12 protein-coding genes are annotated in these 15,439 nt (G+C 73.5%); 3 read left to right on the forward strand and 9 right to left on the reverse strand.

Annotated elements, in window-relative coordinates; all coding sequences use genetic code 11:
• The first annotated feature begins 61 nt into the window (after positions 1–61).
• Together ABD954_RS30275 and ABD954_RS30280 are read left to right on the forward strand one after the other, a co-directional pair.
• On the forward strand, positions 62–730 hold the full coding sequence (locus ABD954_RS30275; protein WP_345490860.1) for a methyltransferase domain-containing protein: 669 nt from the start codon (positions 62–64) through the stop codon (positions 728–730).
• Positions 723–1,514 (forward strand): glycosyltransferase family 2 protein, encoded by a 792-nt coding sequence (locus ABD954_RS30280; protein WP_345490862.1) that lies wholly within the window; start codon positions 723–725, stop codon positions 1,512–1,514. The genes ABD954_RS30275 and ABD954_RS30280 overlap by 8 nt, the downstream gene beginning before the upstream one ends.
• Here ABD954_RS30280 and ABD954_RS30285 read toward each other — a convergent pair.
• Together ABD954_RS30285 and ABD954_RS30290 are read right to left on the reverse strand one after the other, a co-directional pair.
• Positions 1,493–2,437: a glycosyltransferase family 2 protein gene (locus tag ABD954_RS30285; protein ID WP_345490864.1), complete on the reverse strand. Its 945-nt coding sequence runs from the start codon at positions 2,435–2,437 to the stop codon at positions 1,493–1,495. The two genes, ABD954_RS30280 and ABD954_RS30285, sit on opposite strands and share 22 nt — an antisense overlap.
• Positions 2,437–4,485, reverse strand: coding sequence for an O-antigen ligase family protein (locus ABD954_RS30290; protein ID WP_345490866.1), 2,049 nt, complete (start codon positions 4,483–4,485; stop codon positions 2,437–2,439). Before ABD954_RS30290 ends, ABD954_RS30285 begins: the two co-directional genes overlap by 1 nt.
• 44 nt (positions 4,486–4,529) lie before the next feature.
• Here ABD954_RS30290 and ABD954_RS30295 point away from each other — a divergent pair, with 44 nt between their 5' ends.
• Entirely contained in the window at positions 4,530–5,222 is a 693-nt protein-coding gene (locus ABD954_RS30295) for a hypothetical protein (RefSeq protein ID WP_345490868.1), read from the forward strand.
• On the opposite strand, the gene ABD954_RS30300 is transcribed toward ABD954_RS30295, so the two are convergent.
• The 7 genes from ABD954_RS30300 to ABD954_RS30330 are packed head-to-tail and all read right to left on the reverse strand — an operon-like array spanning position 5,197 to position 15,400.
• On the reverse strand, positions 5,197–5,805 hold the full coding sequence (locus ABD954_RS30300) for an acyltransferase (protein WP_345490870.1): 609 nt from the start codon (positions 5,803–5,805) through the stop codon (positions 5,197–5,199). The genes ABD954_RS30295 and ABD954_RS30300 overlap by 26 nt on opposite strands.
• Before the next feature lie 42 nt (positions 5,806–5,847).
• Entirely contained in the window at positions 5,848–6,894 is a 1,047-nt protein-coding gene (locus ABD954_RS30305) for a glycosyltransferase family 2 protein (protein ID WP_345490873.1), read from the reverse strand.
• Positions 6,895–6,922: 28 nt separating this feature from the next.
• On the reverse strand, positions 6,923–10,180 hold the full coding sequence (locus ABD954_RS30310) for a DUF4082 domain-containing protein (protein ID WP_345490875.1): 3,258 nt from the start codon (positions 10,178–10,180) through the stop codon (positions 6,923–6,925).
• Positions 10,181–10,240: 60 nt separating this feature from the next.
• Entirely contained in the window at positions 10,241–11,356 is a 1,116-nt protein-coding gene (locus tag ABD954_RS30315; RefSeq protein ID WP_345490877.1) for a DegT/DnrJ/EryC1/StrS family aminotransferase, read from the reverse strand.
• Positions 11,356–12,060, reverse strand: coding sequence for a NeuD/PglB/VioB family sugar acetyltransferase (locus tag ABD954_RS30320; RefSeq protein WP_345490879.1), 705 nt, complete (start codon positions 12,058–12,060; stop codon positions 11,356–11,358). Before ABD954_RS30320 ends, ABD954_RS30315 begins: the two co-directional genes overlap by 1 nt.
• Positions 12,057–14,249: an aminotransferase class I/II-fold pyridoxal phosphate-dependent enzyme gene (locus ABD954_RS30325; protein WP_345490881.1), complete on the reverse strand. Its 2,193-nt coding sequence runs from the start codon at positions 14,247–14,249 to the stop codon at positions 12,057–12,059. Before ABD954_RS30325 ends, ABD954_RS30320 begins: the two co-directional genes overlap by 4 nt.
• Complete coding sequence (locus tag ABD954_RS30330; protein WP_345490883.1) at positions 14,246–15,400, reverse strand: Gfo/Idh/MocA family protein; 1,155 nt, start codon at positions 15,398–15,400, stop codon at positions 14,246–14,248. Before ABD954_RS30330 ends, ABD954_RS30325 begins: the two co-directional genes overlap by 4 nt.
• Positions 15,401–15,439: the final 39 nt, after the last annotated feature.

Here is a 15,439-nt window from a genome sequence, read left to right on the forward strand (position 1 = left end):
CCACTACGGTTGACCGCGACCCACCCACCCCGCCTCCTTCGAACCCCAGGTGGTTGATGCGATGTCCGGCATCCGTGCCCTCCGCGATCGTTTCGTCGACGCGCCCGACTCCCTCGGCGAACGGTTCCGCGCGGCCCGCTGGGAGCGCTTCCGGTCCTGCTTCCCCCGCATCGACGGCATGCGGGTGGTGGACCTCGGCGGCACGGCCGAGAACTGGCTGCGCTCCCCGCTGCGCCCCCGGCACGTCCACCTGGTCAACCTGGAGGCGCACCCGGCCGAGCTGCCCGACTGGATCACCGCGGAGACCGCCGACGTCACGGACCCGGAGATCCCCAAAAAGCTCGGCACGTTCGACCTGGTGGTGTCGAACTCCACCATCGAGCACGTGGGCGGCCCCAGCCAGCGGCGCCGCTTCGTCGCCGCCATCGAGCAACTGGCCCCGCTGCACTGGGTGCAGACGCCCTACCGCTACTTCCCGGTGGAGCCCCACTTCCTCGCGCCGGGCTTCCAGTTCCTCCCGCTGGCCGCCCAGGCCAAGCTGGTCCGGCACTGGCCGCTCACCCACAGCCGGCCCGCCACCCCGGAGGAAGGCATGGACGCGGTCATCAACATCGAACTGCTCACCCGCGCCGAGATGCGCTACCTCTTCCCCCACTCCGTGATCCTCAGCGAGCGGGTCGCCGGACTCACCAAGTCGCTGACGGCCGTGCGCGCCACGCCGCGTGCGTAGCCCGCTCAGGGGCACCTGGGAGCTGCTGAAGCGGCGCTTCGGCTGGCTCGTGCTGTACGAGCTGCGCAACAAGGTCCTGCTCGCCCCCGGCGCCCTGCGGCTGCGCCGCTTCGAGGACGCCGAGACCGCCCGGCTCGCCCGCCGGCTCGGCCACCGTCCCTCGGCCGGGGTCGTCACCGTCATCGCCACCCACCGCCGCCCCGAGGCACTGCTGCGAGCCGTGCGCTCGGCCCTGGGGCAGACCGTCCGCGACCACGTCGTCATCGTCGTGGACGACGGCGCGGGGCTCCCCGTACTCCCCGACGACCCCCGTCTCTTCGCCGTGTCGCTGGCCCGCAACACCGGCGTGGCCGGCGTCGTGCGCAACATCGGCATCCGGCTGACCGCATCGGCGTACGTCGCCTTCCTCGACGACGACAACCTCTGGGAACCCGACCACCTCCAGGAGGCACTGGCCGTCCTGGAGGCACCGGGCGGCCCCGACGGCGTGTACACGGCCCTGCGGCGGATCCGGCCCGACGGCACCGACCTGGACGTCCTGTCGGTGCCCTTCGACCGGCGCCGGGCCGCCCACGCCGCCTTCCTCGACACCAACGCCTTCGTCGCCCGACGTGCCCCCGCCCTGCGCTTCAGCAGACTGCGGCGCACCCCCGAGGTGCTGCCCCGCGAGGACTGGGAGCTGATCCGCCGCTACGCCCGCACCCACCGCGTGGTCCACCTGCCCCGGCCCACGGTCCGCTATCTGGTGAACCCCGCGAGCTTCTACACCTCGTGGGGCGACTGAGGCCCCCGCAGCAGCGCCCCCACCGCGGCCCGCGCCGGCTCACGGCCGAGCGCCGCCCGCGACAGCTCCCGCAGCAGCACCGCCCCGCGGAAGGCCGCGGTGGCGGCCAGGCCGTGACGGCGCCGATAGAGCCGCACCCGGTTCGCGACGAGCAGCGACCACAGACGCGGCGAGACCCGGGAGTCGCCGCCGAGATGGGTGGCCCGCGCCGCCGGCTCCAGCCGGGTCGCGAAGCCCAGGTCCCGGGCCCGCAGGCAGTACTCCGTCTCCTCCGAGTACAGGAAGAAGGACTCGTCCCACGGCCCGCAGGCGTCCACGCACTCCCGGGACAGCGCCATCAGCGCCCCGGTCGCCCAGTCGGCGCACGTCCGCCCGGTGTACGCCGCAGGGGTCGTGACCAGCTCGCTCCAGCGCAGGAACCGCCCGGCCCTGCGGTTGCCGACGACCGCCTCGCCCAGCGCCCGGGTCAGGCTCGGCTTGCGGCGCAGCGAATGGACGAGGGAGCCGTCCTCCTCGTAGAGCAGGGGCACCGAGACACCGACCCGGCTGCCGTCCGGCAGCGGCGCGCCGAGGGCCTCCACCAGGGCCGCCGCGCAGCCCTCGGCCATCCGGACGTCCGGGTTGCACACCAGGACGGCCCGGTAGCCGCCCTCCTCCGGCGCCGCGGCGCGCAGGGCCGCGTTGACGCCGAAGGCATAGCCGCCGTTGCGGCCGGTCTCCACGACGGTGGCCTCGGGCGCGTGCGCGCGGACCACGGCCACGGTGTCGTCCGATGAGGCGTTGTCGGCGACGACGAGCCGCCAGTCGAGGCCCTTCATCCCCGCCGGGAGGGCGTCGAGGAAGCCCGGCAGCACCGGGGCGCTGTTCCAGGTGACGACGAGCACGACCACCGGACCGGCGGCATCGAGGACGGGGCGGGACATCAGATCTCCACGAGACGAGGGGAATCGGGCGTACGGGCGGGGATCGACGGGGGCGCCGCGGGCGCGGGTCCGCCGCCCGCGGACCTCCCGGCCGCCTCGCGCCGTACGAAGCCGAGGCAGCTCCCGCCGGCCCCGAGGAGCAGGAAGAACACCCCGGCGAACATCGGGAAGCTCAGCGTGTCGAAGGTGGCGCCGACCACCAGCGCGACCATCGCCGAGGCGAAGAACGCCTGCCCCAGCTCCCGGTCGGACTCACTGCGGGCCAGCCGCCGGATCGCGCCCCCGTTGTGCACGCCGGAGAGCCCGAGCAGCAGCAGACAGGCGGCGCCGAGCGCGCCCAGCTCGGCGAGGGTGAGCAGGTACTGGTTGTCGGTGAAGAAGTAGCGCTCCGGGGTGAACGTGCCGAAGCTCCGCCCGAGGAGCGGATCCTGCACGAAGTACTCGTAGATCTTCGGGTACTTGACGGTCCTGGCCTGGGTGCTGCTGTCGGCGTTGTTGAGACTGCCCGAGAAGAGCCCCGTGATCGTCCCGATCAGGCCCGGCACCAGGACCTTGAACAGCGCCACCGCCCCGAACAGGATCCCGATGGCCGCCCAGCGCCGCTCCGGCTTCCAGCGGGGCACCATCACCAGGACGACGACCAGGATGCCGATGATCGAGGTCCGCGACACCGTCAGCGGCAGCCCGCCGCCGAGCAGCACCACCGGCGCCCACCGCCTGAGCTTGCCGAGGTGCCGGCGCGCCGGGTCGAAGGCGTACCAGACGGCGAACGGCAGCAGGATCGCCAGCATGCCGCTGAACTCCAGCGGATGGGCGGTGAGCGAACGGGGCCGGGTGAAGGAGCCGCGGTCCAGGACCGCGACGCTCGCCACGCTGGAGTTCAGTCCGGGGACGCGCAGCCAGTCGGCGATGTTGGTGCCGGTCGCGAAGTCGTACAGGCCCAGCGCGGCCACCACCGAACCCATCACGACCAGCCGGCGCAGCAGCACGTCCAGCCGCCCCCGGTCCTGGATGCCGGCCGTCGTCAGCACGATCAGCGACACCCACACCAGAAGCACGATCAGCCCCCGGTCGGCCGCCAGGATCTCCTTCTGCGAGCTGATCCGGTCCTGGTTCGCCACGTACGACATCAGCACGGTGACGGCGAGCACCAGGACCACGTTCCGCATCGTGCGGGTGCCGGGCGCCGGGGCGATCCGGCCCGTGCACCAGGTCGCCAGGTACCAGAACAGGCCCAGGAGCGCGAAGACGTTGGCCGGGGTGCCGGCGCCGCCGAGCGCGGGCAGGGCCAGGTTCGACGGCAGGAACAGGGCGAGCGCCAGATAGCCGGTGAGGACCGCCGTGGCGTCCAGCGGCCGGGTCAGCAGCCGGCGCACCCGGCCCGCCCCGGGCCGCGGCACCGGGGGAGTGGCGTGACGGCCCGGCAGGCCGCGGGCCCTACGGCGCGCCCCCGACCAGGTCTCCACCACGAAGGACAGCACGAAGGCGGCGGTCACCCCGAGGACGACGACGGCGGCCACCTTCTGGTAGCGGGACTTGGGCTGCGAGACCGGCTTCTGCGGCGGCACGATGTGCGCCGACCGCACGTAGTACCCCTCGGGCACGCGGGCCTGCTCCTGCAGGGCCTGGAGCTGCTCCTCGGCGTACCGGGTGATCCTGCGGGTCTCCTCCAGGACCTTGGCCCGGTCCTCGCCCTTGACCGTCAGGGTCAGCAGCGGTCCCTCCGCCTGCGCGGCGAAGTCGACCGTGTACTCGTCGGTGACGCCGTGACCGCGCAGCACCACCACCGTCTCCGGCGACTGCAACGCCCGGATCAGCACGTCCGCCGTGCCGATCAGCGAACCGCTCGCGTACGCCAGCGGGTTGCCGTAACTGGGCGCCGGCCGGGCCACCCGGCTGGAGTTGAGCAGCGCCAGCTGGCTCTGCGACTCGTACGTCACGGGAACGGTCCGGTAGAGGTAGCCGCCCGCGACCAGACCGACCAGGGTCAGCGGCACCATCACGTACCAACGCCTGGCCAGCACACGGAAGATCTCGGCGATGCTCACGAACCCTCCCCCGGTTCCCGTCGGAGCTGCCAGTATCGGTGCTGATGCAACCGCTGACCGCCGCCCCGGACCACGACGCGCTGACTCCCGAGGGACTCGCCCGCGCGCTGCTGCGCCGCTGGTACGTCCTGGTCCTCGCCGCGCTCGTCACCGCGGCCGCCTGCTATCCGGCGCTGCGGCCCGCGCCGCGCTACCAGAGCTCCGCGGTGCTCGTGGTGAAGCCGCCGCGGACCGACAACCAGCCCAACCAGCTGACCAACCTCCAGCCCTCGCTCGCCATGGTGTCCTACGCGGTCGTCCAGCGGCTCCAGTCCCCGGCCGGGCGCGCGGAGCTGCGCGCGGCCGGCGTCCACGGCACCTACCGGCTCACCCCCCGCAACAGCGGCACCAGCGCCACCCCCTACTACTCCATCCCCACCCTCCAGGTCGAGGCGGAGCAGCCGGCTCCGGCGGACGCCGACCGCGTGGTGCAGACGATCATCGCCGTCTACGGCCGCCATCTGCACGCCCTCCAGCGCGAACAGGGCGTGCCGGCCGCCACCCTCCTCACCGTCGACCTGGTCAACCGCCCCGGCACCGTCGCCCTGCCCCCCAACCGGACCCGGGCGCTCGCCGGGGTGGGGCTGCTCGGCACCCTCACGGGCGTCCTCGCGGCACTGTGGACGGAGCGGTACGCCACGGCGCGCCGCCGTCGCCGCCCCGGCCACGAGGTCAGTGCGCCGCACCGTACTCCGTGAGACGCCCGTCCCGCTCCTCGTACCACGCGCCGGTCTGCGGACACTCCCACACCCCGGGCCGCTCCGCGTGCGCGGTCAGCCGGGCGCCCGCCTTGCCGACCCAGCCCGTCCGCCGCGCCGGCACCCCCATCACCAGGGCGAAGTCGGGCACGTCGGCGGTCACCACCGCACCGGCCGCGACCAGCGCCCAGCGGCCGACGGTCACCGGCGCCACGCACACCGCGCGGGCGCCGACCGCTGCGCCGTCCCCGATCCGCACGGCGACCGGTTCCCAGTCACCGCCCCGCTTCAGCCTCCCGTCGGGGGACACGGCCCGCGGGTTGTGGTCGTTGGTCAGGACCGCCGCGGGGCCGATGAACACGCCGTCGCCGAGCACCGCGGGCTCGTACACCAGGGCGTGGTTCTGCAGCTTGCAGTTGTCCCCGATGACCACGCCGGGGCCGACATAGGCGCCCCGGCCCACCACGCAGTTCTCGCCGAGGCGGGCGTCCTCGCGGATCTGGGCGAGCTCCCACACGCTGCTGCCGGCACCGACGACGGCCTTCTCGTCGACCTGGGCGGTGGGCTGGATCCGGTGGTTCACTGGTGTGCCTTTCCTCGTCGGGTACGGGAGGGGGAGGGGTGCTCAGAGCCCACGGCGCTTCCACGACTGCCACCACAGCCACTCGCGGGCCCGGTCGGCCACCGCCGAGAGCACCAGCGGCTGGAGGTAGGGCATGGTCCGCGCGCCGATCCGGCGCCGCAGTCGCAGCGCCCGGTACTCCGGCAGCGACTCGGCGTCGGGCCGGCACTCACGGGCGAAGGCCACGAGCTCGTCGACCGGCACGACGTCCGTGCGCCCCCGGTCGTACGCCCGGTACGCCCGCCGCAGCGCCTGGCGGGCCAGGCGGGTGTCGACCAGGGCGGCCAGCCGGTCGGCCTGCGGCAGCCGGTCGCCGCACTTGTCGAGGACCGCGGCGAAGGCGGCCCGCCGCTGCCGGATGTCGTCGAGCTGCCCGCCGAAGTCGGTCGTGGACATGTTGTCGCCGTGCACCCGGTAGTACGCCTGGTCGGCCCCGCGCACGTAGCCGACGTCCGCGTGGGCGGCGAGCCGCATCCACATCTCGATGTCGCCGGCGTGCGGCAGCCGCGGGTCGTAGCCGCCGACCTTCCGCTGGAGGCTGGTGCGGACCACCACCTCGGGCGAGGTGATGCAGCCCGTGCCTTCGCGAAAACGCCGCTCCAGCCACCAGTGGCCGGGATAGACCACCGAACCGGTGCTGCGGGTGCGGGCCGCCGGGAGCGGCCCGCCGTGCCGGAAGCGCAGCGGCCTGCCGTAGCAGAAGCCCGCCTCCGGATGGGCGTCGAGCAGGGCGACGGCCCGCACCAGCGCCCCCGGGACCAGCCGGTCGTCGGCGGACAGCAGGACGACGTAGTCGCCGTCCGCCCACTCCAGCAGGCCCTCGTTGTACGTGGCGATGTGGCCCTTGTTGGCGGCGTGGACCCGTACCTCGATCCTCGGGTCGGAGGCGGCCAGCTTCGCGGCCACCTCCGCCGAGTCGTCGGGCGAGGCGTCGTCGATGATCAGCACCCGCACGTCGAGGCCGGGCTGTTCGTCGAGCACGCTGCGTACGCAGTCGGCCAGGAAGTGGCCGTACCTGTAGCAGGGGATGACGACACTGACAGAGCTCATGTGCTGCGGTCCCCGGTTCCGGTCGGGGTCAGCCGGTCGTGAAGACCGGGCCGACCCAGTAGTTCGTCGAGTTGTAGGAGCTGTGGGGGAAGACGGTCGAAGCGCCGTACCGGTAGAGGCCGTTGCGGCTTCCCGTCGCGTCCGCCGGGGCGGACAGGGGGTAGTTGAGGTGGGCGCCCGCGAAGTACCCGCCGTCGGCCGCGTAGTTGCCGTTCGGCGCGTGGTACGACACCACGTAGGTGGTGCCCGCCGTGATGGCGACGGGAGCGGCGAAGGTCAGCCGCTGCCAGCCGGTGGCGGTCTCGTCGGTGAAGGTGCCGGTCGCCAGCAGGGTCCCGTCGTCGGTCCACAGGCTGCCCGTGTGGGTGCCGGTGTTCGTCGCCCCCTTGTAGAAGGTGACGCCGGTGACCTTCCCGGGCAGCGACGACCGGAAGCGGGTGCCCAGCTCCAGGGAGTTGGCGTCGCCGGTCTCGGCGGCCTTCGCCGGCACGGTCTGCGCGCTCCACAGGGTGCAGGGGCAGGCGGCCGGCGGCGGGGTCGCGCTGGTGGTGAAGGTCCAGGCCACCGGTGCGGCCATCGCGTTGCCCCACAGGTCGGCGGCCTGCACGGACACCGTGTACGCGGTGTCGAGGGCGAGCTGGCTGCTGAGGGTGAAGGCGGCGGTCTTCCCGTCGCCGTCGAGGGTGGCCCGGCCGGGGACGGCGGTGCCGCCGGGGCCCTTCACCGTGAACACCAGGGTGCCGCTGTCCACGGTCCGGTCGAAGGTCGCGGACAGCGGGGCGGTGATCGACACGCCGGTCGCGCCCGGGGCCGGGGTGCGGGCGGTGACGACGGGCGGTGTGGTGCTCGCGGACCCGGTCTCCAGGACGGCGTCCACCCAGTAGTTGCTGCCGGAGGAGCCCTGCGAGGGGAACCCGCTGGTCGCACCGTACCGGTAGACGCCGTTGCCGCCGTCGGTGCCCGACTGCAGCGCCGTCAGCGGGGCGAGGCCCGCGCCCTTGTCGGTGAAGTAGTGGGCGTCGAAGGCGTATCCGCCGTTGGGCGCGAAGTACGAGGCGACGTAGGTGGTGTTCGCCTTCACCGGCACCGGGGTGGCGAAGGTCAGCTCCTGCCAGCCGGACGCGGTCTCGTTCGTGAAGGTGCCGGTGGCCAGGAGCTGACCGGAGGCGGACCACAGACTGCCCTTGTGGGTCCCGGTGTTGGCGGCGCTCTTGTAGAACCGGACGCCGGTGATGGTGCCGGGGACCGAGCTGCGGACCTTCACGCCCAGTTCGACGGAGCTGCCGTCACCGCCGTTGGGCTTGGCCGGCGCGGCCGAGGCGGGCCACACCGTGCACGGGCACTGCTGGTCGGCCACGGTCAGCGGCACGGTGGTCACGGCGCCGATGTTGACGCTGTCGTCGACCGCGCGGACCTTCAGCTGCACCGGGCCCTGGGTCATCGGCGTCCAGGTGTGGCTCCAGGAGCCGGTGCCCTCGGCGGCCCGCCAGGTGGTGCCGCCGTCGGTGGAGACCTCCACCCGCGCCACCACGCCGCCGCCGGTGTCGGCGGCGGTGCCGGTGACGGTGATCTGCCGCTGCGCCGGGACGGAGGCGTTCGGCGCGGGGCTGGTGACCGTGACGGCCGGACCGGTGGTGTCGGTGGAGGCCGAGGCCGGGACGAGACCGGACTGAAGGGTCTTCGGCTGGAGCCCCATGTCGGCGAGGACGTTCACGGTGGCCTGCTGCATCCGCTTGTCCTCGGTGACGACCCCGCCGGCCGGATCGGCCGTCGGCACGTTCGTCAGACCCCACGACCACTGCACGGTGCCGGTGCCGAAGACCAGCGCCTTCGACGTCTGGTCGCGGAAGGCGACGAGACTGTGGGTGGCGGTGCCGTTGCCGTAGTTGTTGCCCCAGTCGAGCAGGTAGTTGCCGTCGGTGATGTCGAGCGTGGTCGACGACAGCCGGATCTGGCCCGCCGGACGGCTCGCGTTCTCGATGTCGCTGTTCCACTCGTAGCCGAGGGTGCCGGCCGGGAACGTGGCGACCTGGTTGCCGGTCAGGCCCGCGACCGAGGTGTTCCGCCACAGCCGCATCCTCGCGAACGCCGCCGGGACGGTGATGGCGTCGTTGCGCGGCCCGTTGACCTGGAACAGCGAGCCGGTGAGCATGTTCTGCGGACGGTACGGCTCGCCCTCCTTCGTGCTGTCCGGGTCCATCCAGGTCCCCGTCCACACCGTGCTCGGGTCCGGCACGCCGTTCGGCGTCGGGAACTTGAGCTTGGTCTCCTTGTAGCAGACCAGCGTCCGGTTCGCCGTGTTGCTGCCGTCGATGCTCGGCTCCAGACGGGTCTTCCAGAAGATCTCGTTGCCCGCGAAGTACGTCTGGTGCTGGCCCGCCTTGCGCGCGTTGAGGACGTTGGTGAACTGCTCCTGCGTCCAGTACTCGTCGTGCCCCTGCGACATGAACATCCTGTGGTTCGCGAGCAGGGCGGCGCCCCGGGTGGCGGTGTCCAGACCCGAGATGTAGCTCAGGTCGTAGCCGTTGCGCTCCAGCCAGGCGATCATCATGTACTCGGAGCCGTAGATGCCGTTCTCGCCGCCGATGTCCATCGGCCGGTTGTAACTGACCTTGTACGCCCGCCCGTCGGGCGCAGGGCCCTGGCCGTCGTAGAGGTTGGTGCCGCCCCAGTCGTTGTACGCCTGCCAGGTCTGGTCGGAGGTCTGCACCACGATGTCGGAGCGGCTGGCGTCGTTGCGCACCACGAACGGGTACGGCATCAGGCCGTTGCCGTCGGCCTGGTCGAAGTTGGCGATGTACAGGCCCGAGACCGCGTCGGCGGGCACCGTCCAGCTGGCCGTCGTGGGCCAGTTGCCGCAGTCCATCAGACCCGTCGGCTGGTCCTTGAGACAGGCCGGCCGCTGCGTGCCGTAGGTGGCCGGATAGGTCTGCGCGGCCTGCGCCGGCGTCGACATCAGCCGCGCGCCGTCACCGCCGTACCAGCCGAGCCGGTAGATCTTCACGTGGTACGGGGCCGGTGACTGCACCTTGAACGGCAGGGTCTCCCCGGCCTGGAGGCTCATCTTGGTGGGGAACCCCGCGATGTCGCCCCAGGAGCTGCCGGCGAACCAGTCGGGCATCGGCGTGCCCGGCTTGGAGTTCTCGCAGACGATCGGGTTGCCGTCCGGGCCGCAGGGATCGGCGAGCGCGGTCGCGTTCCCGGCGGGCGGCAGGAATATCGCGGCAAGCGCCGCGGCCAGGGCGAACACGGCGCCTCTGACCCGACGACGGTGGTGGTGGGGCATCGCTGGACCTTTCACGGGCAGTACAGGACCCGGCCCGCGGCCGGGTGGGGGAGCGGGCCCTCAGCCGAGGGCGTTCACCAGCACGTCCACGACCCGGCGCTGCTGGTCGTGGGTGATCTGCGGGAAGAGCGGCAGCGACAGGATCTCGCCGGCCGCGCGCTCGGCGTGCGGGAAGTCCCCGCGCTCGTAGCCGAGATGGCGGTACGCGGGCGTCAGGTGCACGGGGGACGGATAGTGCACGCCCGCCCCGACGCCGCCCGCGTTCAGCTTGCCGACCACCTCGTCGCGGTCCGTCCCGGGCACCCGCACCACGTACAGGTGCCACACGTGGACGTTGCCGTCGGCCGTCGTGGGCCGGACCACCCGGCCGGCCGCGGCGAGCGGGGCGAGCAGCTCGTCGTAGCGGGCCGCCGCCGCCCGCCGGGCCGCGTTCCCCGCGGCGAGCCGGCGCAGCTTCGCCCGCAGCACCACGGCCTGGAGGCCGTCGAGGCGGCTGTTGAAACCGGGCACGTCGTGCCGGTACTTGTGCACCCCGCCGTGGTTGGCGACCGCCCGCACCAGGGCGGCGGCCTCGGCGTCGTCGGTGAGCACCGCGCCCGCGTCCCCGTAGGCGCCCAGGTTCTTGCCGGGGTAGAAGCTGGTGGCGGCGATCCCTCCGCTGCCCGGCGTACGGCCGTGCCGGCTCGCGCCCTGGCTCTGGGCCGCGTCCTCGACGATCCGCACGTGCCCGGGCAGGCCCCCGGCGAGCGCGGCGACGTCGGCGCACTGCCCGTACAGGTGGACCGGCACCACCGCACGAGTGGCCGCGCCGACCGCGGCCAGCGCCGCCACGGGGTCGATGAGCAGGGTGTCGGGCTCGCAGTCGACCAGGACCGCCCGCGCCCCGGTCCGGGCGACCGCGCCCGCGGTGGCGATGAACGTGTTGGCGGGCAGCACCACCTCGTCGCCCGCCCCCACCCCGCTCGCCCGTAGGGCCAGCTCCAGGGCGTCGGTGCCGTTGGCGACGCCCACGCAGTGGCGGACCCCGCCGAACTCCGCGTACTCCCGCTCGAACTCCCCGACCTCCTCGCCGCCGATGAACGCGGTCCGGGCGAGGACCCGGTCGAAGCCGTCGCGTATCTCCTCGGCGACCTCCGCGTGGGCGGCCCGCAGGTCCACCAGGGGTATCTGGTCCATCAGCCGTTCACTCCTCGTACCGGGATCGTGGCGGCGTCGTCCGCCGTGAGCTGTTCGAGCGCCGGGGCGGCCGCGGCGCGCAGCCGGCGGGCCGGGGAGCCGGCCCACACCTCGCCCGGCGGCACGTCGGCCAGGACCACGGAGCCCATGCCGACCAGGGACCAGTCCCCGACCGTCACGCCCTCCCGGACCAGCGCGCCCGCCCCGACGTAGGCGCCACGGCCGATCCGGGCGCCGCCGCCGAGCCGTACCCCCGAGGCGAGGGTCGCGAGGTCCCCGACCTCGTCGTCATGGGTGAGGACCGTCTGCGGCATGACCGCCACGTGGCGCCCCACCCGCACGGACGCCGTCAGCACCGTGTGCGCGAGCAGCACCGTGCCGGGGCCGACCGCAGAACTCGCCGACACCACGGCCGTCGGGTGCACCACCGTGGCGTAGCGGTGCTCGGGCAGCCCGAGGCGGCGCACCAGGCGGGCGCGGGAGGCGTGGTCGCGCGGGTTGCCCACGCAGACCACGAAGGACGCGCCGTGCAGCTTGCGCACCCGCTCGGTGCCGCCGAGCACGGGCACCCCGTCGAGCGCGACGCCGTGCAGGGCCGGGTCGTCGTCGAGATGGCCCGCGAGCGGCAGGCCGGCGGCCAGGGCGGCCTGCGCGGTCTCCCGCGCGAAGCCGCCCGCGCCGATGATCACCAGCCGGTCGGTCACGGACGCGCCGCCGCTTCCGGCCCGGCGGCTTCCGGCCCGGCCGCGTTCCGCGCGGCCCCTTCCCGGGCTGCCGCTTCCCGCAGCACCGCGACCACCCGGTCCTGCTGCGCCTCGGTCATCGTGTGGAACAGCGGCAGGATCAGCGAGTCACGGCTGATCCGCTCCGTGACCGGCAGCGGCCCGGCCGGGTGCCCCGCGTAGGCGGGTTCCAGATGGCTCGCCATGATGCCCCGGCGGGCCGAGACCCCGGCCTCCGCGAGGATCCCGAGGAGCGCGTCACGCCCCACCGGGAAGTCCTCGGCCAGCAGCACCCAGTACGACTGGAAGTTGCTCCGCCCGTACGCCGGGTCCCGCACCGGCTCCAGGCCCGGCACATCTGCCAGCGACGCCGCGTAGCGAGCGGCCAGTTCGCGGCGCCGCGCCACCATCGCGTCGAGCTTCTCCAGCTGGGCGAGCCCCACCGCGGCCTGGATGTCGGTCATCCGGTAGTTGAACCCGGTCTCCAGATAGCTCTCCAGGACCGGGGTGCCGCTCGCGTGCCGCTCGGCCGCCGACACGTTCATCCCGTGCTCCCGCAGCCGGCGCAGCCGCGCCGCCCACTGGTCGTCGTCGGTGGTGACCATCCCGCCCTCGCCGGTGGTCAGCAGCTTGCGCGGATGGAACGACCAGGCGGCGAGCAGCGCGCCCTTGCCGACCGGCGCGCCGTCGACGACGGAGCCGATCGCGCACGCCGCGTCCTCCACCAGCGGCAGGCCCCAGCCCGCGCAGGCGGCCCGCAGCGCGGACACGTCCGCGGGCACCCCGCCCTGGTGGACCAGGAGCACCGCCTTGGTGCGCCCGGTGCGCACGGCGTCCACACCGGCCGCCGTGAGATTGCCCGTGGCGAGGTCCACGTCCGCGAAGACCGGCACCGCGCCCGTGTACCGCACGGCGTTGGCGGTGGCGATGAAGGACAGCGACGGGACCACGACCTCGTCGCCGGGGCCGAGCCCGAGCGCGAGCAGCGCCAGGTGCAGCGCCGTCGTGCAGGAGCTGACGGCCACGCCGTGCCGGGCGCCGACCCGCTCCGCGAAGGCCCGCTCGAAAGCGGCGACCCGCGGGCCCTGCGCCACCCAGCCGGACAGCACCGTCTCCGAGGCCGCCCTCGCCTCCTCCTCGCCGAGCCACGGCACCATCACCGGGATCCGCGCGGGCGCTTCGGCGGCCCTGTCGGCGTCCGTCGCCGTCGCGCCCTTCTCGGCCCGCCACCAGGCCACCAGGTCCTTCAGCCCGGTCCGCAGGTCGATCTCCGCCTTGAAGCCGAGCCGTTCCTCGGCGAGCCGGGTGTCGGCGAGCCGCCGGGTCACCCCGTTGACCGCGCGCGCCGGACCGTGCACCGGCTCCAGGCCGGAGCCCATCACGTCGAGCAGGGCGTCGGCGAGCTCGCGCAGGGACGTCTCGGTGGCGCTCGCCACGTTGAACACCTCGTCGGTGACGTCCGCGCGGGCGGCCAGGACGTTGGCGCGGGCGATGTCCCGGACGTCGACGAAGTCCATCGTCTGCGTCCCGTCGCCGAGGATCAGCGGCGGCTCGCCCGCCTCGATCCGCTCCATCCAGCGGATCAGCACCTCGGTGTACAGGCCGTGGATGTCCATCCTCGGCCCGTACACGTTGAAGTAGCGCAGGGCCACGTAGTCCAGCCCGTACATGGCGTGGAAGCTGCGCAGCATGCCCTCGTTGAAGGCCTTGGCCGCCCCGTAGAAGGTGTCGTTGTTGTACGGGTGGTGGCGCTCGCCGGTGGGGAAGGACTCGGCAAGGCCGTACACGGAGGCGGACGACGAGGCGATCACCTTCTCCACGCCCGCCGCCGCGGCGGCCTCCAGCACGTTGAACGTGCCGTCGACCATCACCTCGTTGGCGAGCCGCGGCTCCTCCGCGCACTGGGTGATGCGGATCGCCGCCAGGTGGAAGACCAGATCCGCGCCCGCGGTCACCTTCCGGACCGTCGCCGCGTCCCGGATGTCGCCCTCCACGAGCTCCACGACCCCGCTGCCCAGCGCCCCGGCCAGATTGGCCCGCCGCCCGCGCACCAGGTTGTCGAGCACGACGACCTCGCGCGCCCCGCCCTCGACCAGGAGGTCCGTCACATGGGAGCCGATGGTGCCGGCGCCGCCGGTGACCAGGATCCGCTTGCCCCGAATGTCGCTCAACGCCGTTCTCCCGCCGTTCCGTTCGCGTTCGTGTTCGCGTCCGCGTTCCGCAGGGACCGGTCGCCGCCGGTCCGCAGGCCGACCACCGCACCACGGAAGGCAAGGCTCCGCGAGGCCGCCTCCAGGATGTCGAGGACCCTCAGGCCCGCCCGCCCGTCGGTCAGCGGCGCCCGCCGCTCCGCGATCGCCGCGGCGAACTCGTCGACCATGCCGCGCAGCGCCTCCCGCTCCCCGAGCGCCGGCGCGATCATGTCGCCGCTCCGGTACGAGATCAGGGCCTCCCGGCGCTCGTCGGCGCCCAGGTCCTGGGGCGCCGCCAGGTCCACCCCGCGGTCGAACACCGCCACGCGCTGCGCCGGATTGAGGTCGTCCCAGACCAGCGTGCGCTTGGAGCCGCCGACCATGGTGGTGCGGACCTTGGTGGGCGAGAGCCAGTTCACGTGCACGTGGGCGATGGCACCGGTGTTGAGCTGGAGCGTGAGGTACGTGATGCAGTCCTGGCCCGCGCCGATCGGATCCGCGCCGTGCGCGGCGACGGCGACCGGCTCCACGTGCTCGGGCAGGATGAAGTCGAGGATGGACAGGTCGTGCGGGGCCAGGTCCCACAGCACGTCGATGTCCTTCTGCACCAGACCCAGGTTGATCCGCACCGAGTCCACGTAGTGGATGTCCCCGAGCGCCCCCTCGTGCACCAGCTCCCGGATCTTCGCCACGGCCGGGGTGTAGCAGTAGGTGTGGTCGCACATCAGGGTCAGGCCGCGTTCCTCCGCCTCGGCGACCAGGCGCGCCCCGTCGGCGTAGGTGGTGGCGAGCGGCTTCTCGACGAGGACGTGCTTGCCCGCGCGCAGGGCGGCCAGCGCCACGTCCAGGTGGGTGCCGGCCGGGGTGGCGACCGCGACCGCGTCCACGGCCGGGTCGGCGAGCACCGCCGCGTAGTCGGCCGTCGCCTGGACCGTGGAGTAGCCGCCGAGGACCCGCTGGGCCCGCGTGACGTCGAGGTCGCACAGCCAGCGCAGCCGGAACCGGTCACCGGCCTGGAAGTTGCGCACGAGGTTCGGCCCCCAGTAGCCGGCGCCGATGACGGCGACCCCCAGGGGCTGTCTCGGCGCGGTCTGCCCCGGCCGTTCGTCGGCTCGGTCGGCGTCGTTCAACGTGTGTCCCCCCAGGTCGGTGTGATGACGGCGCGCACC

This window comes from Streptomyces roseoviridis, assembly GCF_039535235.1.
In the GTDB taxonomy this organism is placed as follows: Bacteria; Actinomycetota; Actinomycetes; order Streptomycetales; family Streptomycetaceae; genus Streptomyces; species Streptomyces roseoviridis.